20 protein-coding genes, 1 tRNA gene and 2 pseudogenes are annotated in these 19,155 nt (G+C 53.8%); 14 read left to right on the forward strand and 9 right to left on the reverse strand.

The features are described 5' to 3' along the window. The first annotated feature begins 91 nt into the window (after window positions 1-91). Together AUC61_RS14045 and AUC61_RS14050 are read left to right on the forward strand one after the other, a co-directional pair. Window positions 92-328, forward strand: a complete 237-nt coding sequence (locus AUC61_RS14045; protein WP_122663613.1) for a hypothetical protein — start codon at window positions 92-94, stop codon at window positions 326-328. Between the two features lie 32 nt (window positions 329-360). Next, window positions 361-1,122: a TerC family protein gene (locus tag AUC61_RS14050; RefSeq protein WP_243246868.1), complete on the forward strand. Its 762-nt coding sequence runs from the start codon at window positions 361-363 to the stop codon at window positions 1,120-1,122. A gap of 94 nt (window positions 1,123-1,216) precedes the next feature. Here the strand turns inward: AUC61_RS14050 and AUC61_RS14055 are convergent, their stop codons facing one another. Then, entirely contained in the window at window positions 1,217-1,420 is a 204-nt protein-coding gene (locus tag AUC61_RS14055; RefSeq protein WP_243247081.1) for a hypothetical protein, read from the reverse strand. 194 nt (window positions 1,421-1,614) lie between these two features. Here AUC61_RS14055 and AUC61_RS14060 point away from each other — a divergent pair, with 194 nt between their 5' ends. Next, entirely contained in the window at window positions 1,615-2,301 is a 687-nt protein-coding gene (locus AUC61_RS14060; RefSeq protein ID WP_243246869.1) for a peptidase C39 family protein, read from the forward strand. Between the two features lie 17 nt (window positions 2,302-2,318). Here AUC61_RS14060 and AUC61_RS14065 read toward each other — a convergent pair whose 3' ends face one another. Next, the gene (locus AUC61_RS14065; RefSeq protein ID WP_243246870.1) at window positions 2,319-3,602 is read right to left on the reverse strand and encodes an NAD(P)/FAD-dependent oxidoreductase; all 1,284 of its coding nucleotides are present in this window, start codon (window positions 3,600-3,602) and stop codon (window positions 2,319-2,321) included. A 186-nt stretch (window positions 3,603-3,788) separates the two neighbouring features. Between AUC61_RS14065 and AUC61_RS14070 the strand changes: the two genes are divergently transcribed. Further along, window positions 3,789-3,865 (forward strand) — tRNA-Val (locus AUC61_RS14070). A gap of 107 nt (window positions 3,866-3,972) precedes the next feature. Here the strand turns inward: AUC61_RS14070 and AUC61_RS14075 are convergent. After that, the gene (locus AUC61_RS14075) at window positions 3,973-4,212 is read right to left on the reverse strand and encodes a tyrosine-type recombinase/integrase (protein WP_243246871.1); all 240 of its coding nucleotides are present in this window, start codon (window positions 4,210-4,212) and stop codon (window positions 3,973-3,975) included. Between the two features lie 99 nt (window positions 4,213-4,311). Here AUC61_RS14075 and AUC61_RS14080 point away from each other — a divergent pair, with 99 nt between their 5' ends. From AUC61_RS14080 to AUC61_RS14095, 4 genes and pseudogenes are all read left to right on the forward strand, one after another. Continuing rightward, window positions 4,312-4,656, forward strand: a complete 345-nt coding sequence (locus tag AUC61_RS14080; RefSeq protein WP_422765346.1) for an antiterminator Q family protein — start codon at window positions 4,312-4,314, stop codon at window positions 4,654-4,656. A gap of 607 nt (window positions 4,657-5,263) precedes the next feature. After that, a complete protein-coding gene (locus AUC61_RS14085; RefSeq protein ID WP_243246873.1) occupies window positions 5,264-5,530 on the forward strand; it encodes a phage holin family protein in 267 nt (88 codons plus the stop codon). Then, window positions 5,434-5,965 (forward strand): annotated as a pseudogene (locus AUC61_RS14090) (terminase large subunit); the annotation flags it as partial. The gene AUC61_RS14085 and the pseudogene AUC61_RS14090, both read left to right, overlap by 97 nt. Before the next feature lie 2 nt (window positions 5,966-5,967). Beyond that, window positions 5,968-6,447 (forward strand): annotated as a pseudogene (locus tag AUC61_RS14095) (phage portal protein); the annotation flags it as partial. A gap of 503 nt (window positions 6,448-6,950) precedes the next feature. Here the strand turns inward: AUC61_RS14095 and AUC61_RS14100 are convergent. The 5 genes from AUC61_RS14100 to AUC61_RS14120 all read right to left on the reverse strand — a co-directional run bounded on the left by AUC61_RS14100 (window position 6,951) and on the right by AUC61_RS14120 (window position 12,507). Further along, a complete protein-coding gene (locus AUC61_RS14100; RefSeq protein ID WP_243246874.1) occupies window positions 6,951-7,706 on the reverse strand; it encodes a class I SAM-dependent methyltransferase in 756 nt (251 codons plus the stop codon). Between the two features lie 988 nt (window positions 7,707-8,694). After that, window positions 8,695-9,750: an acyltransferase family protein gene (locus AUC61_RS14105; RefSeq protein WP_243246875.1), complete on the reverse strand. Its 1,056-nt coding sequence runs from the start codon at window positions 9,748-9,750 to the stop codon at window positions 8,695-8,697. Window positions 9,751-10,741: 991 nt separating this feature from the next. Further along, window positions 10,742-10,990 carry a PLD nuclease N-terminal domain-containing protein gene (locus AUC61_RS14110; RefSeq protein ID WP_243246876.1) on the reverse strand — a complete coding sequence of 83 codons (249 nt, stop codon included), beginning with the start codon at window positions 10,988-10,990 and terminating at the stop codon, window positions 10,742-10,744. A 117-nt stretch (window positions 10,991-11,107) separates the two neighbouring features. Next, window positions 11,108-11,482, reverse strand: coding sequence for a hypothetical protein (locus AUC61_RS14115; RefSeq protein WP_243246877.1), 375 nt, complete (start codon window positions 11,480-11,482; stop codon window positions 11,108-11,110). Between the two features lie 182 nt (window positions 11,483-11,664). Beyond that, on the reverse strand, window positions 11,665-12,507 hold the full coding sequence (locus tag AUC61_RS14120) for a hypothetical protein (protein WP_243246878.1): 843 nt from the start codon (window positions 12,505-12,507) through the stop codon (window positions 11,665-11,667). 241 nt (window positions 12,508-12,748) lie between these two features. Here AUC61_RS14120 and gvpU point away from each other — a divergent pair, with 241 nt between their 5' ends. Together gvpU and AUC61_RS14130 are read left to right on the forward strand one after the other, a co-directional pair. Beyond that, window positions 12,749-13,216, forward strand: a complete 468-nt coding sequence (gvpU, locus tag AUC61_RS14125) for a gas vesicle accessory protein GvpU (protein WP_243246879.1) — start codon at window positions 12,749-12,751, stop codon at window positions 13,214-13,216. Between the two features lie 174 nt (window positions 13,217-13,390). Beyond that, a complete protein-coding gene (locus tag AUC61_RS14130) occupies window positions 13,391-13,822 on the forward strand; it encodes a universal stress protein (RefSeq protein WP_243246880.1) in 432 nt (143 codons plus the stop codon). Between the two features lie 29 nt (window positions 13,823-13,851). On the opposite strand, the gene AUC61_RS14135 is transcribed toward AUC61_RS14130, so the two are convergent. After that, complete coding sequence (locus AUC61_RS14135) at window positions 13,852-14,217, reverse strand: NUDIX hydrolase (RefSeq protein WP_243246881.1); 366 nt, start codon at window positions 14,215-14,217, stop codon at window positions 13,852-13,854. Between the two features lie 527 nt (window positions 14,218-14,744). Here AUC61_RS14135 and AUC61_RS14140 point away from each other — a divergent pair. The 4 genes from AUC61_RS14140 to AUC61_RS14155 all read left to right on the forward strand — a co-directional run bounded on the left by AUC61_RS14140 (window position 14,745) and on the right by AUC61_RS14155 (window position 19,023). Then, window positions 14,745-14,954 carry a hypothetical protein gene (locus AUC61_RS14140; RefSeq protein WP_122663601.1) on the forward strand — a complete coding sequence of 70 codons (210 nt, stop codon included), beginning with the start codon at window positions 14,745-14,747 and terminating at the stop codon, window positions 14,952-14,954. Between the two features lie 56 nt (window positions 14,955-15,010). Further along, on the forward strand, window positions 15,011-15,205 hold the full coding sequence (locus AUC61_RS14145; RefSeq protein WP_243246882.1) for a hypothetical protein: 195 nt from the start codon (window positions 15,011-15,013) through the stop codon (window positions 15,203-15,205). A gap of 204 nt (window positions 15,206-15,409) precedes the next feature. Next, window positions 15,410-18,292, forward strand: a complete 2,883-nt coding sequence (locus tag AUC61_RS14150) for a sensor domain-containing phosphodiesterase (protein ID WP_243246883.1) — start codon at window positions 15,410-15,412, stop codon at window positions 18,290-18,292. 170 nt (window positions 18,293-18,462) lie between these two features. Continuing rightward, complete coding sequence (locus tag AUC61_RS14155; protein ID WP_243246884.1) at window positions 18,463-19,023, forward strand: hypothetical protein; 561 nt, start codon at window positions 18,463-18,465, stop codon at window positions 19,021-19,023. The last annotated feature ends 132 nt before the right edge of the window (window positions 19,024-19,155 follow it).

Raw genomic sequence — 19,155 nt, forward strand, 5'->3', positions numbered from 1 at the left:
TAAAAATACGAATTTTACTGATGATCTGATCTCTCTAGAATGCTGGCCTATCGCCGGAGCAGTATCGACCGGTTCATTTTCGAGGCTTCAGATGATCAAACCTCTTTACGCAGTGTTGCTAGCTGTACCCCTCATGGTTATGGCAGGCTGTGACCAAATCGAAACATCCAGTAAACAACTGTTGAGCACCGCGGCTGATTCAGCCAAGCAAGCAATCGACGATACTCACAAGGCCGCAACACAAGCCTTGGATGATGCCAAACAGGATCTGTCCATGGCGCAGCCCAAAGCTGAGCAGAAAGACGACGAAAGCAAGCAAGAAATCTGACCTTATCTACTGACTGAATCAGGGCAATACACATGGAATACCTGTTAGAACTCGCTTCAAGTCCAGCTGCCTGGATTGCCTTGGCTACCCTTGTGGTCATGGAAGTCGTGCTGGGCATCGATAACCTGATTTTCATCTCCATCTTGACCAACAAGCTGCCGGCTCATCAGCAGCAAAAGGCACGTCGCCTGGGTATTGGTATGGCGTTGTTCCTGCGTCTGGGCTTACTCAGCACCGTTGCCTGGATCGTGCAGCTTACTGAACCTGTCATCGAGATCCTGGGGCAGGTGTTCTCATGGAAGGACATGATCCTGATTGCAGGTGGTCTGTTCCTGGTCTGGAAGGCTACGACCGAGATTCACCACAGCGTTGATGTAAAGACCGAGGAAGAGCAGAAGCTGGATACAACCATCACCCTGAGCATGGGTGCGGCGATTAGTCAGATTCTGGTACTGGACCTAGTGTTCTCGATCGACAGCATTATTACGGCTGTCGGCATGACCGAACACTTGCCAATCATGATTATCGCGGTGGTGTCTGCTGTGATCGTAATGCTGGTGGCAGCTGAGCCGTTGGCCAAGTTCATCAATGACAACCCGAGTGTTGTGATGTTGGCGCTGGGCTTCCTGATCATGATCGGCATGACGCTGATCGCAGAAGGTTTCGGTGCTCACGTACCAAAAGGCTACATCTATGCGGCGATGGCTTTCTCGGCCTTGATCGAGGTCCTGAATCTGTGGGCGCGTAAGGCCAAGATGAAAAAAGAAGCAGCAGCTCAAGCGTCCAAGGCGTAATAGCCAGGTTCGATTGCCAGCCTGAAAAACAAGCGGCCGGTATGGGCAATGTCCATACCGGCCGCTTTATTTGAGATAACTCAATCAGGCTCGCTCAATGGGCCGGAACGTGCCGTCGGCCCTTGATTGGCTTCATGGGTTTAGCTGCTGCGGGTTCAACACTGCGATGGTGATGATGACGACGGGAAATACGCATCACACCCCAGAGCATGGCGGTGGCAACAGCCAGCCATGCGGCGATCAGCATCACGATTGTCATTTCCAGGCTCATACGTCCTCCACGGACCCTGCTTTTCATTTGCGGTCCTTATAATCGACAGTCTAGTACGTGGCATGTTTCCGTTAGTTGACCAATGGTCGAAGCTTCATGATTGATTTGATCTATGTGCGGCTGAAGACTGCACATTGAGGTATACCCCGCACCTGACGCGTCCTATTATCGTCGTCCGAGCCGGGCCGTGGGTTGTCCGGCGCTTGTTGAAGTGAGTAAAAATGTCGCCGGTATTTCCTCTGTCTCGTGTCGCTGGCCTCAAGCGTTTAGGCGCGGTCATTGCGGTTGTCCTTACCCTTGGCGGTTGTGCCTCGGCCTTGAGCCCTGAAATTAAACGCCTCCCGGACCGCGTCGAGCTCAACAACGTCCCATTCTTCCGTGGTAACGCCTACCAGAGTGGTCCCGGCGCACTGGCCAGCATGCTGTCTTATCAGCGGGTGCAGATAACCCCCGGGCTATTGGACAAATCCCTGCAATTGCCAGGCGGCGAGAGCAAGCTAGAACAAAATATGCAGCAAGTGGCGCGGCAGTACGGGTTTCTGGTGTACCCGCTAGACAGTGGGCTGCAGTCGTTGCTGACGCAGGTATCGGCAGGTTATCCGGTGATGGTGCGTTTCGCTGAGGGGGCGATCTTCACCGAACCGCGTTACGGCGTGCTTGTCGGTTACAACCGCAACAAGCAGACCGTGTTGCTCCACGCTGGCATGAATCGACATTTGCTGATGAGTTTCAGCAGCTTTGCCTCGGCTTGGGAAAAGACCGGCAGTTGGGCTGTACTGATTCAGAACCCGCGTCAGCTGCCTGCCAATCTCGATGAGCAGCGCTGGTCGAAGGCAGCCAACGACCTGGCTCAGGCAGGGCAAGAGCAGGCCGCTGGCGAAGCTATCAAGACACTTAAAAGCCGCTGATCAGCTGTCGCGTCTGGTTAGAAGCCAAGCTTGTCTCGAAGGCTGTAATACCAGGCGCCCAGTGCTGTAAGGGGCGTGCGCAGCAACTGTCCGCCGGGGAAAGGGTAATGTGGCAAACCGGCGAACGCGTCAAAGCGTTCGGCCTGCCCACGTAAAGCCTCGGCCAGTACCTTGCCAGCCAGGTGGGTGTACGTCACTCCGTGGCCACTACAGCCCTGAGAGTAGTAAATGTTGTCACCCAGTCGGCCCACTTGCGGCAGTCGCGACAGAGTCAGCAGGAAGTTGCCCGTCCAGGCGTAGTCAATTTTCACATCCTTGAGCTGCGGAAATGCCTTGAGCATTTTCGGGCGGATGATCGCCTCAATGTTCGCCGGATCGCGTGCGCCGTAAACTACACCACCCCCGAAAATCAGGCGCTTGTCTGCGGACAGTCGATAATAATCCAGAAGGTAGTTGCAATCCTCGACGCAGTAATCCTGAGGCAGCAGCGTTCTCGCCAACTCGTCACTCAGGGGTTCAGTTGTAATGACCTGAGTACCGCAGGGCATGGACTTGGCTGCCAGTTCTGGCACCAGATTACCCAGATAGGCGTTCCCGGCGACAATCACAAAGCGCGCTTTGACTCTGCCTGATTGCGTATGAACAACCGGGGCAGCGCCGCGTTCTATTCGTACGGCTGCAGATTGTTCATGGATGACGCCACCCAGCGACTCCACTGCGGCGGCTTCACCGAGCGCGAGATTGAGCGGGTGAATATGGCCACCGCTCATATCGAGCATGCCGCCTATGTATTGATCCGAGGCGACTACTTCGCGCATGCGACGCTTGTCCAGCAGTTCCAACTGAGTGTGGCCGTAGCGTTCCCACAAGCGCTTCTGCGCTTCCAGGTGCCCCATCTGCTTGTCAGTGATGGCGGCGAATACTCCGCCGTCTTTCAAGTCGCACTGAATCTGATACTTCGCAACACGCTCGCGGATGATTGCGCCGCCTTCGAACGCCATTTGACCAAGCAGTTGCGCCTCCCGGGGGGCGACAGAGCGCTCAATCACGTCAATATCTCGGCTGTAACTGTTAACGATCTGCCCGCCATTGCGGCCAGAAGCGCCAAAGCCGACCTTGGCAGCTTCCAGAACAGTAACCTTGAATCCATGCTCCAGCAGGAACAGGGCGCTGGACAAACCGGTATAGCCAGCACCAATGATACAAACGTCAGTTTCCACATCACCCTGCAACTGCGGGCGGTCCGGTACCGGATTGGCCGAAGCGGCGTAATAGGAATGCGGATAAGGAGTGTTCGCCATCCTTCAACCTCCGTTTAATATTTTTTACGAAGGTTCAGATCCTACCCGAGATAAAAAATCTCCACCAGCCAGTGATCAAACAAAGAGACAAATCGCCGATAGCGAAAAAATTCGCATATTCATGGAGTTAGCGCGAAAAAAGGTGTTGACACACATTCCAATATCCGTAGAATGCCGACCCACAGCAGGCGCGTAGCTCAGTTGGTTAGAGCACCACCTTGACATGGTGGGGGTCGCTGGTTCGAGTCCAGTCGCGCCTACCAAACAAAATCCGGTCCTGCTGCCGGTCTAGAAGGGTCTACAGAGATGTAGACCCTTTTTTGTTGCCCGTTTCAAAAATCGATTTGCAAAACTTTTGCAAAACCCCCACTCAGAATGCCAATTTGGCACCCACCTCGACGTACTCGATTTTCTTCTCGTCATGCCCCTCCTGATAATGCCGCGTCATCTTCTCGTCCGCATGGCCCAGCAGTGCCTGGATGTACTCCTGTGGGAATTTCTGCTGCTCATAAAGCCAGGCACCTAAAGCGCGGATCTCGTGAAAAGTGGGGCGCTCACCTGTTCGTTTCGCTGAACCCCACTCAGCTCCATGCTGATCATGGGTGCGCACCGAAGAAAGCAAACATGCCGAGGATGAAGGAAAGGATGCAGGTCCAGCGCAGCATAAAGGTGGCGAAACCGTCAGGCTTCTTGGGTTGCTGCATCTGCACTGCAACCGGCGCTTCGTCGATGCGCTTGGTGGCGGATGGATGGGATGGGGATTCCGAGCTACGCCTCGCCGACTTTGGCTTTGATGCGTGACGTGATGCCGTGCTCTACCAAGTCATATGTGATCACCGATGACTTGGCCTGCGCCGTCGATTCGGCTCTCGCGCGGCTTTGTAAGCGGGAGCAGCAAATGGGCGACATGATCTGGCTCTACTATGGCGCCAAGTGGCCTGCTGTTCGCGTTGGTCGTCATTACCAGTGCAGCGAGATGAAAGCGCGTGAGCTAATCAAGGCTGGTGTTGCTTGGATTGATTGCGTGTTGGAGAACCTAAAAGAGGCGGCATGAAAAAAGAGTTGTCCATATGGAATGGCTCTGTTTTCATGGCACGGTGTTCAGCTGTTCCAGCGCGGCACCAATCCCCAAGCCTCGTTTGCTGCGAGGCTTTTCTTTTTGTTGTGGCAATGTGGTATTACCTAGCTCTCTATCCAAGGAAGTTAGGAGACTCCATGAAACGCGATCTTCAGCACGTTAAGCATTTGCTAGAACTGATACAGGCGCACGCCGATGTAGACGGAGTCTACTATGACGAATTGGAGGTTAAGTGGCAGCAGTCAGGCGGAAACGCTGCTGTTCCGCTTAGGCCCAGCGAGTGCAATTACCTCCTCAACCGATGTGCTGATGCTGGGTTCATTACCATCCGGGCGGCATGAACCAAGTCCAGTTAACTTGGAGTGGGCATGACTACCTTGACTCTGTCTCGGCGCCTTCGCACTGATTTACAGGTACGCAAACTACCGCGTTTGTATGCGTAACTGAGCAAATTATCCTAAGCCCCGGCATTTGCCGGGGCTTTTTCGTTTTCGGCTCCACCACACCCATTGCTCTGAGCTGGGAGTGCTGTTGGAGCCGGATTTATTCATCTCCCCGAGAGGGAGGACACCGGATGCCTAACATGCCTGACAAGCCAGATTCATGGGCTGCACTCTGGGTCGCTCTCTCGAATCCACTCTGGCAGGGCGCGCTCATGGCGATCCTCATCTGTTGTTTGCGGATCCTTTACGAGGCGAAGGAAACCAGCAAGCGCCGAATGATCTTCGAGGCGCTGATCTGCGGCGGTCTTTCGCTTTCTGCCACCCGTCAGTACTTGAGCGGCGCAAGGCAGAAGCGCCTCGGCTTCATGACTTCTCCAATGATGGTCACCTTTGCCTGGTTGATGTAATCGGCGATGACCTGGAAGAGGTAGGAGAGATTGCCGCACGGGTAGAGAAATCCGGTTTGCTCGACCAGATCGGCGTCGACCCTGCCGGAATCGGCGGAGTGCTCGACGCCTTGGTAGCCGCCGGGGTTCCTCAAGAAAAAATTATCGGTATTTCGCAAGGCTGGAAGCTCGGCGGCGCGATCAAGACGACCGAGCAAGCTCGCCGAGGGAGGGTTGGCGCACGGCGGTCAGCCGATGATGGCCTGGTGTTGCGGGAATGCCCGCGTCGAGCCGCGCGGGAACTCAATTTTGATCACGAAACAGGCATCCGGGTCCGCAAAAATTGACCCCCTGATGGCCACTTTCAACGCAATTTCGCTCATGTCGCTCAACCCCGAGAGCAAACGCGGGATGGACGATTATCTGAAACACGGTTTCTTCGGACTTGTAGGCTGACTATGGCATTTCGTTGGTACAACCCGCTGACGTGGCGCTTTTTTGGCTACACGGATCCGGTGACAGGCGACTATGTCGAGGTCGACCTCGAAGTCGGTGGCAAGCGCACCAAGGCCGGTGTGCGAATCACGCCCAAGAATGCGATGAGCATTGGGATCGTCTGGTCTTGCGTAAAGATTCTCTGTGAGTCTGTTTCCGGGCTGCCTCTAAAGCTTTACGACGACAAGGGCGGTAAGCGCGTGATTGTCCCTTACGGCGATCGCATCGCTCGTCTGCTGCGCAAGCCCAATCCTTACATGACCCGGCTCAACTTCCTCAAAGCTGCGGTTGTGAACATGGCGCTGCGGGGTAACAGCTACAACCTCATAGAGCGCAATGACCGTGGTGAACCGGTGGGTTTTATCCCGCTTCCGGTTGATTGTGTCGAGGTCAGCCTGGATGACGACCTGATCTATTGGGTGACGCTCGGGGGTAATTGGTTCAACAGTTGCTGGCGTTCGATCCGCATCTGTTCGACCTGGGCGGCTACCCGCTCAAGGCCGTTTATGCGTTTCCAGTCTTCGGCCGCCTCTCGCAGACAATCTGAAACCCGCGTGTTGGCTTCGGCAAGTTTTGTGCGCAGCATGTTTCGTTCGGCTGTGATTTCGCTGTGCATTTCTACCAGCTTGGCAGTGTTCTGCCTGTACCTTGATAGCTCCTCCTGAAGCAATCTTCCTCTTCCACCAGGTGGGTGTGCTGGCGCTGCATTTCTTCAGGTGTGGGTGAGAACGGCCAATTCTCGGCGTCGTAGTCGATTTCCATGGGTGAGCTCATTGTATGTATGGATATACAGTAATCGAGCGCCGCGACTTTGGACAAGCCAGGGTGACGAGTAGCACGTGGATGGGGTGTTTTTCAGTCGGCAGGACGCCGGAGGAGGGATGAAGCTCGTACCAATTTACTGAAAAAAAAAGCCCGCGTTTGCGGGCTTTTTTCTTGCTCTGTTTTATTTCTTTCTTGCGATAACGATCAGTGACCCGCCCACAGGAAGACTGACACCTGCCCGGATCAACAGAAACTCAACCTTCATTACCATTTCAAGGGCGCTATTCAGCCAGTGAGGTATCTTGAGTTCCGCCTGAGGGTCATCATCGTGTCTCGCCTGAGACTGTTTGCGTGACAGCCACATGACCGGGACGAGCAAGCTTACAAAGGATGTGGCGTAGAGCACGTCAAGCCCGGTCGCCTTTATCTTCGAAATCATCTCAGACCTTGAATATCGGCGTACGTGGCATGCGATTTCATCGGTGTGCGACCACAGCCATTGATGTTGAGGCACAGAAACCATGAGCGTTCCGCCTGGCTTCAGCGCTGATACAAGGTTCTTCAGCGTCAGCTCATCCTGCTCAATGTGCTCGACTACATCAAATGCGCCAATCACGTCGTAGCGCGACTCTTCAGACATCGCTGTGGCATCGAGCTGCTTGAACTGGGCGTTCGGCAATCGTTTCCTGGCGTGGACGAGCCCTTCCTCGAAATATTCAGAACCGTGTAACTCGGCGGAAGGGAAGGCCTTGCCCACCCCTTCAAGAACGAACGCCGTACCGCATCCGATCTCCAGAAAGTTTTTAAAGCTGCCGGCGTACTTTTTCAGTGCCCAGAGGATTACTCTGTTTCGTGCTCTGAACCACCAGTGATTTGCCTCAGCTGAAGCCAATATCTCGAACGCGTCGGCGGGGAATGGGGGGGGAGCTGAATCCATCCAGAAAACTCCATTTGTACTAAGGCGGCGAGGAATGGCAGCGTAGGAAAAGACGCAGCCTAATGCATGATGCATCCCTAGGTACAGAGGGGAAGACGGTGTTGGTTTGAGCGTTTGGTTATTTAATCGGCAAAACGCGGGGGGGCAGTCCCTCCATGAGCGCCACATGCCCATGGATGGCGCGTTCCTCTAACACCTGCTAATCCGCACATTCGGCGAAAAGCTGTAGCAAAATACAGGTGTAAGTTATTGATTCTTATAGGGTGGTTCGCGATGTTCTGGTTGCTGCGGCTAACGGCTATATCCTTTTATAATCAATAGCTTAGCGAATACTCACGGTCACCTTGACATGGTGGGGGTCGCTGGTTCGAGTCCAGTCGCGCCTACCAACAAAATCCGGTCCTGCTGCCGGTACAGAAGGGTCTACAGAGATGTAGACCCTTTTTTGTTGCCCGATTGAAAAATGGTTTTGCAAAACTTTTGCAAAACCCCCACTCAGAATGCCAATTCGGCACCTACCTCGACGTACTCGATTTTCTTCTCGTCATGCCCATCCTGATAATGCTGCGTCATCTTCTCGTCCGCATGACTCGGTAGTGCCTGGATTTGCTCCTGCGGAAATTTCTGTTGTTCGTAAAGCCAAGCTTGTAATGGAGTCCCTGATTCAGGGGCTGAGATTGACCCGTTGCTTGACGGAGTGTCCTCTGAGCTTGCCAGGCTCTATGCGAGGGGGATTCTGATGCTAACCCTTCACTTCGAATGAGTTGTGGGCCGATTGGAGTAAGGGTGGCTGAACTTCCGGATAATAAATGCGCCGGAACCTTAGAGGCGAGTTTTAAAAGCCGTCAAATGCACTCATCAGACAAGCTGACCAGTACCAGGGAGTTACTCCGTGGTCGTGGCCAAATTTTTTGGGCATGAAGTCATGGTCGAGGTGTTCAGAACCGTCCGCGCAGGCCACCCGGTAGTTCCTGCCTGAGCATACATATCATGTCGGGAGTCTGGGTTTATCCTCGGGCGCGCTGTCGTTTCTTGGTTTAGCCAGTCTGGCGATGGGGCGCTCTATAAAATTATATGAAACCCAAGACACTGCTGCAGTTCCGGCACAAACCAACAAAAGAGAAGCCTCCTCGCTGATGACCCCCTGCTTGTATTGGTAAAGAACTGCGTATGTGATTACTGGATGACACAGATAGGTTGAATATGACCAATCACCTAAACGATTTAACACGAAAAAATTGCCGAGGTATTTGTTCAGGGAAATAAACGCAGTGACGATAAGGGCGCAAGGCAGTCCTGTGTGGAGCAGGTTATGTGCAGCACTGCCGCTCCTCCATATAATTCCGGTTGATCCGATAATCATGAGTAGTGCGAAAGGTGATGAGATTTTTTTGATCGCGCCGGCATTATTTATCGCCCCGACAATCATGCCAAGCAGAAACTCGTATACAAGAGGCAGGCCATAAAATGTAAATGCGCCGCCAAGCTTCGGTACCAGATATTGCAGCGCAAAAACACCTGTGAAAACAATAGGAATCAACAGGTTTTTTGGCGCGTAGAGCGCCATAAAGAATATGGCGTAAAACGCGATTTCGTAGTTCAGTGTCCATCCCACGGTTACGAGGGGTAGCAGTCCGATGCCGGCGGGATTTTGAGCGGGCACGAAAAACATACTTTTAAGCAAGAATTCAGTGTCGTAGGTTGCATAAAATAATATGTAGGGCGCGGCGCTTACGCTTAGGGCTACGATGAGTGTGAATACCCAGTAAGCTGGGAGAATTCGAAAGAGCCGTTGTTTTGCAAATTCAAATGGTGTCGGGTGTTTTTTTGTTGAAGATGAATATATGACAAATCCGCTTATTATGAAAAATATATCAACCCCTATTGCTCCATAGTTTGCTAGGGAACTCCCTATTGGCGAAGTTGTGCCGAATCCATAAAATATTTGTACATAGTGATGGAATACCACAATCCATGCCGCGAATGCTCTAAGTAACTGTATTGATCCTATCATGCTTCCTGCTTTATATGGATTGCTTCTCATGTTCGATATACTACCATGTCGCGGAATAACGCACTACGCCATCTATGTCTTGACCGTAGGTAAGCCAGGGCCACAACCTTCAACGGTATTTGGCGATTTTTTTGAGAAAAATATGACCGTGATTGAAGAATATCGCGATGTATTGATCCGCACGTAATGGGGGGAGAAGCACGCAGGTCAGATCGCTGTGGCTGGAGCGTCCGGAATCGATTAACGGCTAGCCGGATTGGTGGGGTGAAGGTTACACCGACTCCTACATAAGCCCGACAGTACAACTGCTGGAACAGGAATGATCCGAATTATCCGTTCCTGTCCGGGGCGAAGGAGATGTCCCGCGAACTGGTTCAGGCTGCAGGACATTTGTGCTTGCCCAGTCCTCGGCGGTCGCTTGTAGGCAGTTTTTGAGAGCCTGGCGTTGGCTTACGCCAGTTTTGTGCGCAGCACGTTTCGTTTGATTGACTTCGCTGCGCATGTCTATCAGCTTGCAGTGTTCTGATTGTGTGTTAGCGGGACTATTGCTGGTACTCGCCACCTATATCTCTTCAGCCCCGAGAAGCGTGCATTTCAGCTCAGGGCAAGCACTGTCGACATGCTGTAGTAACTCGAGGCATGGGATTCAGTCAGTGTTGACCGCAACGCTGAACAGCGCTGTAACCCTCCGCTCGGTGAGCGCAGCAATAGCGTATGGCGCCACCTGATCATGCTCGTCATTACTGTCTCTACAATCGTTCGAAGGCAGGGAGCATGGCACCTTTGAAATGGCCGACTCTGCATCCAGTGGTTTGGCTGCTTTCGCATGGTTCGCTGCGATTTCACTGAGAGTTGACACTGTGCGTCTCCTGGTCCCGGCGCATCGCTGCGTCCTTGAGCTTTAGTAAATTGACTGCCACGTCAAAATTACGTCTGTTTGCTGTGGTTGCTGACGCCTGCTGCAAGCGCTGCGCCAGTGTGCTGACCGCTCGGACGAGCGGGCTTAGAGCGGGTTATGGAATTAGCCACGAGATTCCGAATGTGCGGTTTTGGTCTTCGGGCCTGCAATGACCCATGCAATCAGCCCCACAACAGGAACGAAGACCAGCGCCAGAATCCAGAGACATTTGCTTTCTCGACTGCCTTCGCTTTTGACGATCCGCATGACTACCAAAAACTCGACTATCACCAGGATGGTCGCGAATATGATCCACAGCACGGGCATATTCATTATTGCCGCCAGTACATTCCAACTCTCTGAATTACCCATAGCATTGCTCTCCCTTGGTCGTTACTGCTTAGTCACGACCGCGCTGCAAGGGTTCAATCCGCTATTGGATAGAGCTGTAGAGGCAGGCCTCACACCTGAGGTGGCGGGTTGCGCTGGCTAGAGGTAGCCTTCGGTATTTTTCAGCAACTGGGCAGCTGCATCAAATTCTTCAAGCGAGTTTTTCCGCCAGTTCAGCGGGTCTCGCAAGTAGTGGTTAAGGAGCCAGTGGATGGTCGCTGCCTGCTCGTCTTCGGCCCGTTCCGCGATAGGGTGGCCTAACCTTCGCAGCACCTGCGCAGTAGGCTGACAGCCGAAGTTTGGCCTACCTAAAATAAATCGTAGATCGGGTGTAAGTGGCAACTCGGTTGGCTTGGCAAGTAATTCCTGCAGGTCCAGCACTGCGCTGGAAGAGTCCGTCACGGTGTGCGTCAGGGGCGCCGTTAAGCGTTCGAGCAAAGGTACGGGGACGATCGCGTATTTTTTCCTGTTCATAGGCTCCGCCCCGTAAATTCTGGTTGCGTAGTACTATATTGCCATTGTCTGGCGCTGCGAAGGGGGGGCGATCGGTAATGAGGGCACTTACTGAGAAATGCTATTCGATTGAGTAACTCTTAGCGCTCAATCGATCTTTTCAGATAGTCGATATTGGAGGCGGTGAAGCGACCGGGAGGGGATCAGCCGGTAACGACAGTGCCCCTCAGGAATATCTCGCGGCGGTCCTTCCTGCCAATTTTTTCGTATTTGCTGAGCTTGTAGACGTTTTCGAACGCCTCATGGTCAATGGACGTGTACGTGGCAAGTTCATCGGCTACCAGTTGGTCATAATGCGCTTCAGTGATAAAGCGATAAATGTCTCGCTTGTAGAAAAAACCGAATTGAAACGCCAGTGTTTCGCTGAAATAGAGAGAGGTCTGGGGGAAGCAATTCTCCAGGTCTATCGCCATCGGCTCGCCTTCCGGGGCCAGGTTGACCATGACATTATTCGCCCAGAAGTCCATGTGGGTTATCTGTTTTTCATGCAGGGATCGCAGCAGGCTAAATGAAAGCTTTATGAAGGATTCGATCTGTTCGGGTGCTGACTCGAGCCACGTTATACCGTTAACGTGTTCGTTGAGTAATTCAGTAAGGATGAAATATTCCTGGGTGATCCCAAGCGTTGATTTGCTGTAGCCAAACCCTGCAAGAGGGGTTATCGGGGCGCCACGACGATAAGCCTCAACGGTATTCAATACTTCCTCTACTGGCCAGTCATACATGCCGTCGGACTTGGCGCGTCCCAGTGTGACGCGGATTCGGGACTTCAGGCTGTCGAGTGGTTGAGCCTTGGCGAACAGTTCGTCATCCACGCCTTGCAGTGGTGCGCTGACTCGCTCAAGGCCGGGGAAGCGTCGTGCGCGAACCAGATTGCACAGTGCGTCACGCTTGGCGTCCGAGGGAGCCTCGACCAGGAAAAATGTGGCATCAAGATATTTGAATGTGTGTGGAAACTGCTGATAAATCTCTTTGACCGCGAACATAAATCCTTCATCTTTGTGGCGAATTGCTATTCCATGTCGAATATTAACAGTACTGATAAGTCATTCACAGACTGATCTCTCATCTTCACTTGACAGTCGCTTACTTAAAGCGAGAGCACTAACGCCCTGAAGCGCGCGGTTCAACGCATGACGCACAGGAGGGTGAGGAATCCCGGGTTTCGCTTTTGGCGAATCTGAGCTATAGCTAAGGCTCATTAACTTGCATGGCAAGGAGCAGTCGATGTCGGAAGTACAGCAGAGCCTCACAGGCACGTCCTCGGACGTGAAGTATGATGAGCTGATCGCGCATCTGAAGGATCAAGGCAAGCAAATAGACTGGTTGCTGCAATTTCTGGTCAAGTTTGTTGTGACTACTCCGGTAGAAATTGGCATAACGCTATCGGTAGGCGGCAACCTTGTGTCGGGTCAGTTGATCTCCCACGACACCTACTTCAGGCAGTTGGCTGAGGACATGGCAGCACCGTTGGCTCAGTTCGAAGGCGGTGTTGATGAGTCAATGAAGCAGATCATTTTGTCTTTCACCCCCGGAGAGTCGGCGGACGAAACCACAGCCTTTCACTTCATCCATTTGAAGGATTGCAAGACCTATTCAAGTGACCAGAGTCCGATTTGCGCAGAAGGCGTTCTGTGGCGCGGCAAGATTGCCTCGGTGGATGGCTTCACCATTGGTCTGCTGGCGAGGGCCTGAGTTTACTCATGAGTATCAGACCCCGGCTTTTGTCGGGGTTTTTTATCGCTGAATCCCCATACCCCTCGATAAAACCCTTCAGAAATTGAGCTGGATCAACTCAACTCTTATTAGCGGTGGCGCAGGTGGCAGCGGCTGCCTAGTCTTGGTTTTACACACCAAGGGAGATACGCCATGCGCAACGTTCTGGTCGCTTATGATGGCTCGCAGCCCGCTAAACGTGCACTTCAATACGTCATTGAGCGTGCCGGTGACAGTGCGAGTCCGCTTGAGGTTCATGTAATCAATGCTCAGCATGGCGCCGTGGTATACGGCGACTACGTCACTGCCAGCATGATCGAGGAAATCAACAATGGCCTCCTGGATGAGGCCGATAAAGTGCTAAAGGAGGCCGCATTAATGCTGGCTGCCGCAGACGTGACGCATAAAACTCATGCGGCGTTAGGTAATGTTGCTGAGCAGGTGAATGCAGCTATCAAGCAGTTGGGTTGCGACACTGTCGTTATGGGGACTCGAGGTCTCGGCAGCTTCAGTGGGCTGTTGCTGGGTTCGGTCGCCAATCGCGTTATCCATGAGGTTTCAGTGCCTGTAGTGCTGATTAAGTAGTCAGCGCCCATTGGCGGCGAGCGGGGCGGTCACACGGCCTGTCGGGCGAACGATTTGACGATCGATTTGGTTGCAGCACTGACATTCAGGTCGCTGACGTTTTTGACTGGCGACCACTTGCACGCGGCAATTTCATTTTGCGGTTCTGGTTTGGCTGATGACGAAATTATCGCCATGAATATGTAGTGAGTGACGTCGTCTTTCTCATATTCATTCAGGTAGACCAGATCAAGATTCTGCAGCCCTGTCTCCTCGCGCAGCTCTCGAACGGCCGCCTGTTCAGGCGTTTCACCCATCTCGATCTTGCCGCCAGGCAGGGCCCATTTGGATTTGGGCTTACGCACGTACAGAATCCTGCCGTCGCGTTTGCAGATCACTGTTGCCCGTTCTTTCATGGTTTGTTCACCTTATGTAAATGCTGGCCCTCTTGATGAAGGGCGCATTACTTCAATCTGTGAAGGTGATCAGACGTCTCGGTAATCATATTGTCACAAAAACTTCACAAAAATGTCTTAAGCACGAATGGTGCCATTTTCCTCTGCCTGATTCTCTATTTCGGCGAGTGTTGGGTAAAGCTTGAGCATGAAAAGCCTGACTTCAAATAATTGGGCTTTATTGCATTGATGATGAGGGGATTGTCCTTCGTTACAAATCAGGCGCCGCGATTTATTCAAGAGTTTTGAAGAGCCGGCCCTGGGTAGCGTAGGGAACATTTGATAAGTTTTTTCAAGGCGCGCTCTAAAAAAGGGCACATCAATGGCGCTCAGGCAAACTATGCGCAGTTATTTGTCCTGAATGGAGATAGGAATTCTTTATTAAAGACCGCTTGTCGGAAGGTAGCGGCTATCTGGGTTATCCCGCTGTCACATTCATTGCAAGGGGCTGTTTGTCCAGACAGTCCCATCGCCCAAAAGGTTACCTCATGACTATGCACAATGATTTCAGCACTCAAGCAAACGTATTGATGTTCGAATTGAATGACGCAACCACTGCGATGATGGGAATGGTGGGGGCGCACCAGACCACAGGACCAGTATGGGTTGCTGCTACCGCACGGCAAAGCCTGTCATTCGGCCGCTGGAGTGCTTTTATCAGACGTTCCGAAATCTATGGCCAGGCTCTTGTCGGGTAGAGGCTTGAACGCTCATGGTTTTTCGCCACCTCGTTTCATACCGATTCAAAGGGAACATGCGCGAACACTCTTTTGAGTTGCCGGAGCAAGTGCTCACCGAGAACATGGCTGCTTTGCACCTGCTGCAACTGCACTTTGGCGACGCGGAGAGTGGTCTGACTATGCCAAACGCCGCCGCGCCTCCTGAAGAGGTGCTGGCTCAGGCCAGGCTCTTGGGGATTACCGATATCCGTTTCATTCCCGCCAAATAACCCTTCTTTTTACTGTCATCAACGCTTCTGTCTGATTATTGACAGGCTGAGCTACAGGCAGGGTGTCTGAAGCCGCGCTCAAGGCTAAACTGTGCACGCCGATAAATCTGGCGGCTTTCTTGCAGCTGATATGAATATGCCACTTGCACGGTTTTGCAGGCACCGCGAAGATAAGCGCCTGCTGTCTCTGGTTTTGGAGCTTTCATGAGTGTTCCGCCCTTGGCCCCTGACCGAACGCAATCGAGTGTCAGCAACGAGCCTGTTCGTGGCTATCCGGTCAGTACCGGGCAAGGCGCGGCCGTGGATTGCGACGGCGAACCTATCGAAGTGGTCCTCGCCGCCATCCAGGAGTGCATGGGGGAAATACCCTGGGCGGTGTACGCCGTCGGTGACCCCATGCATCTACTAGGGCGCGGCGAAAGCCAGATGCGTTGGTCGGTGAGTGTTGCCAACGACCGGTTTGATGATTTCTGTCGCGAATACGGTTTGCAGCGCTGGGCTGCGGGCAGGGGCGAAGGCGTACTTGCCTGGCTTGTTGCGCCGCAAAGCGAGGCGGCCAATGTCGAGTTGGCCGCGCTCGCGCTACGGCTTGGTAACCGCCTGCAGGTTGATGCATTGGCTCGGGCGCAGATTACCCAGCGAGTGCTCTATGAAATTACCTACCTGGCCAGTTCGACCCGCGATCGCAGTGCTTTCCTGGAGGGGGTGCATCATCAGCTTGCCTCGCTGATTGACGCAGAGAACTTCTATCTTGCGCTTTACGACCCAGGCAGCGACAAAATCACCTACCCGTACTACATCGACATCACGGACGTAGAGGCGCTTGAGTCCGAGGCTTATGAGTTCCTGGACCGCTCAAGGTTGTCCATGACCGGGTATGTCCTGACCAGCGGCCAGCCGCTGTTTGTCGACGCCGCGGGTATTGAGCGGGCACGGATGCAGAAACGCTTTTACTGCGTCGGGCATCGCCCGGAGTTCTGGATGGGAGCGCCGCTGAAGAATGCCTCGGATGAAGTCTTCGGCATGCTGGCCATGCAGGTGTACGACGTATCCCGAGTCTACAGCGCCGAGGACCGGGCTTTGTTTCTGGTCGTGGTTCGTCATGTTGCCATGGCGTTGGACCGTATCCTGCACCGCGCCGACCTTGAGCGGACGGTCATGCTTCGCACCCAGGAGCTCTCGACGCTCAATGACGCGCTGCGTCAGGAGGTTGCCGAGCGTGAGCGGGCCGAGCATTTGCAAAGTGCCTTGTTTCAGATTGCCGAACTGTCCAGCCAGCCTGGCGACATGGCTGAGCTCTTCCACAGCCTGCATTTAATCGTGGGAGAATTGCTGGTCGCGCTCAACTTCTATATTGCGCTGTTTGACACGTCTACCGCAGAAGTGACTTTTCCCTACTACGTGGATGAGCGCCAGGCCACCCGGCCAGCTGCGCGTCGGGGCCAGCGCGGCCTTACCGAGTACGTCATACGAGAGCGTCGCGCCTGCCTGATTGATCAGGACGAAACGATCAGGCTTGAGCGCCGCGGTGAGATTGAAGTGGTCAGGGAGGGCATCCGCTCTTCATCATGGCTGGGCATTCCATTGTTTGACGGGAATGACGTGCGTGGCGTGCTGGCCGTGCAAAGTTACTCGCCATTGGTGCGTTACTCATTACGCGATCAGGAGCTGCTGACGTTCGTCTCCCGGCATATCGACACTGCGCTGTCTCGGCGTAGCGCTGCTGAAGCGGTGCATACCGCCAACCTGCGCCTGGAAGCACGGGTTCAGGACAGAACCCGTGAGCTGGATTACGCCAACGCCAAGCTCCAGCATGAAAACTCCCATGATTCGCTTACCGGCTTACCAAACCGCAGTCATTTGCAGCAACGCCTGCAGTCGGCATGGCTGGAGTTTCGTAATCATGGCAGCGAACTGGGGGTGATGTTTATCGACCTCGACCGTTTCAAGCTGGTGAATGACAGCCTGGGACACCATTTTGGCGATCAACTGCTGACTCAGGCTGCGGACCGCCTGCGTGGTTGCATGCGTGAAACGGATTTGCTGGCACGTCTGGGCGGTGACGAGTTTGCCGTTCTGGCCGCAGGTGCGCCGCTGGAAGTCGCTATCGGGATTGCCGAGCGCATTCTTGCCGCTTTCGATTTGCCGTTTTTCATCGATGGTCATGCGGTGTTTTCATCCTGCAGCATCGGCGTTGTCGGCGCCGACAGCCAGTTTCATCAAATGCCGGCGGATTTGCTGCGTGATGCTGATATGGCGATGTACCGGGTCAAGAACGGCGGACGTGACAGCTACGCGGTGTTCAATCAGGAGTTGCGTCGCGAGGTCTCCGATCAGGTCGAGCGCGAGGGCGCCTTGCGCAATGCCCTCAAGCGTGCGGACGAATTGATTCCCTACTTTCAGCCGATTGTGTGTGTAAACACCGGCAAGCTGCTGGCCCTTGAGGCGCTTATCCGCTGGCGTCAACCCGACGGCAAGATCCTCGCTCCGGGCCAGTTTCTACCGGCTCTGGAAGGCTTGCGTCTGATTGGCCGTCTGGACTTGTACATGTTGCGCTGCGTTGTGGAGATTCTTGCGCGGCCAGGCAATGAGCATTGGCCCACCGTGCACGTGAATTGCTCCAGCTACAGCATCACACGACCCGAATTTGCCGGAGAAGTGTTAACGCTGTTGGCGAACTACGAGGTGGCACCTTCCAGAATCTGCCTGGAGCTGACCGAAGGGGCTCTGGTTGCAGAGCCTGAATTGGCCAGGCAGTCAATGAAACAGCTTGCCGACCATGGCATGACGGTGGTTCTGGACGACTTTGGCGCAGGTTTTTCGTCCCTCAGTTACGTCCATCAGTATCACTTCTGCGGCTTGAAAATCGACAAGTCGTTTACGCTTGAGCTGACGACCAGCGCTCGTAGCCGGGCGATCGTGCGTGCAATCGTGCGGATGGCCGAGTCCCTCGATTTGACGGTGGTGGCTGAAGGTGTTGAAGATCAGGCAACCCTCGACTTGCTACGTGAGATCGGTGCAGGTCAGGCTCAGGGCTATTTCTTCGCCGTGCCGTTACCGGAAGACAAGCTGCAGCTAAATATCTGATGGACCGGCAAACCTCGGCCAATGCTGGCCGCAGATTGCCGTTTATTCTCACCTGAATAGACAGCCGCCGAGCCACAGCCTTTGTGTTCCAAGGCCTGCAGCGCGGCAACCAAAGTGGCATCGGTCTTGCTCTACTTGCTGGGCGTCACAATCGGCAACAGGAGGTGAGCATGAATACCGCTAGTATCAGTGCGCTCCATCACCTGGTTTCTCAGGCGGTGGGTCGCAAGACTCAAGAGGATGTAAGCACAGATGCCTTCTCGGTACCGGTCGGGGCTGCCAGCCCTGTCCCGGCCGTGGATGCTATCGCGCAAAATAATGGCAGCCAGCAGAACGGAGCTTATGACGAAGCTTTCGCCAAAATGCTGCTCAGCCTGAAGACTGCTACGCAGAAGACCGAAACCGAAGCTGAGCCGTCGTTTATCTCGGCAGCCAATGACAGCAACATCGCGGCCCGTGATTCAGCGGTCACCAGCGAGGCGGACGCGGCCGAAGCGGTATCGAAGTTCACTTCGACTCAGCAGGAGTTCAAGGACTACATGGACTTGACGCCCGCAGAGAAGATGCGTGAGCAACTGACCGGTGTCAGCAAGGAAGAGTATGAAGCCATGACGCCTGAGCAAAAGCTCGACGTCGATACCAAGCTTCAAACAGCCTTGAAAGAGCAGCAGCAACAGACTACAGCTGATGTAAACGGCAAAATCCTCGCGGCTCGTCTGGCGCTGTTTTAAACCCGATATCACAAATACCGGTGACTGCCTGCAGGAGATCGCACCGTGCCCCTGGCACGGCGCTGTCTCGCGGCACATGTAAGACTTGTAGGAGCTGCCGAAGGCTGCGATTGCGATGCGTCAGGATAGATG

This window comes from Pseudomonas maioricensis, assembly GCF_022790535.1.
GTDB lineage: Bacteria > Pseudomonadota > Gammaproteobacteria > Pseudomonadales > Pseudomonadaceae > Aquipseudomonas > Aquipseudomonas maioricensis.

Coding starts and splice junctions, on each gene's coding strand:
- AUC61_RS14045 (WP_122663613.1), top strand. CDS start 92: ATGATCAAACCTCTTTACGCAGTGTTGCTAGCTGTACCCCTCATGGTT.
- AUC61_RS14050 (WP_243246868.1), top strand. CDS start 361: ATGGAATACCTGTTAGAACTCGCTTCAAGTCCAGCTGCCTGGATTGCC.
- AUC61_RS14055 (WP_243247081.1), bottom strand. CDS start 1,420: ATGAAAAGCAGGGTCCGTGGAGGACGTATGAGCCTGGAAATGACAATC.
- AUC61_RS14060 (WP_243246869.1), top strand. CDS start 1,615: ATGTCGCCGGTATTTCCTCTGTCTCGTGTCGCTGGCCTCAAGCGTTTA.
- AUC61_RS14065 (WP_243246870.1), bottom strand. CDS start 3,602: ATGGCGAACACTCCTTATCCGCATTCCTATTACGCCGCTTCGGCCAAT.
- AUC61_RS14085 (WP_243246873.1), top strand. CDS start 5,264: ATGCCTGACAAGCCAGATTCATGGGCTGCACTCTGGGTCGCTCTCTCG.
- AUC61_RS14100 (WP_243246874.1), bottom strand. CDS start 7,706: ATGGATTCAGCTCCCCCCCCATTCCCCGCCGACGCGTTCGAGATATTG.
- AUC61_RS14105 (WP_243246875.1), bottom strand. CDS start 9,750: ATGAGAAGCAATCCATATAAAGCAGGAAGCATGATAGGATCAATACAG.
- AUC61_RS14110 (WP_243246876.1), bottom strand. CDS start 10,990: ATGGGTAATTCAGAGAGTTGGAATGTACTGGCGGCAATAATGAATATG.
- AUC61_RS14115 (WP_243246877.1), bottom strand. CDS start 11,482: ATGAACAGGAAAAAATACGCGATCGTCCCCGTACCTTTGCTCGAACGC.
- AUC61_RS14120 (WP_243246878.1), bottom strand. CDS start 12,507: ATGTTCGCGGTCAAAGAGATTTATCAGCAGTTTCCACACACATTCAAA.
- gvpU (WP_243246879.1), top strand. CDS start 12,749: ATGTCGGAAGTACAGCAGAGCCTCACAGGCACGTCCTCGGACGTGAAG.
- AUC61_RS14130 (WP_243246880.1), top strand. CDS start 13,391: ATGCGCAACGTTCTGGTCGCTTATGATGGCTCGCAGCCCGCTAAACGT.
- AUC61_RS14135 (WP_243246881.1), bottom strand. CDS start 14,217: ATGAAAGAACGGGCAACAGTGATCTGCAAACGCGACGGCAGGATTCTG.
- AUC61_RS14140 (WP_122663601.1), top strand. CDS start 14,745: ATGACTATGCACAATGATTTCAGCACTCAAGCAAACGTATTGATGTTC.
- AUC61_RS14145 (WP_243246882.1), top strand. CDS start 15,011: ATGCGCGAACACTCTTTTGAGTTGCCGGAGCAAGTGCTCACCGAGAAC.
- AUC61_RS14150 (WP_243246883.1), top strand. CDS start 15,410: ATGAGTGTTCCGCCCTTGGCCCCTGACCGAACGCAATCGAGTGTCAGC.
- AUC61_RS14155 (WP_243246884.1), top strand. CDS start 18,463: ATGAATACCGCTAGTATCAGTGCGCTCCATCACCTGGTTTCTCAGGCG.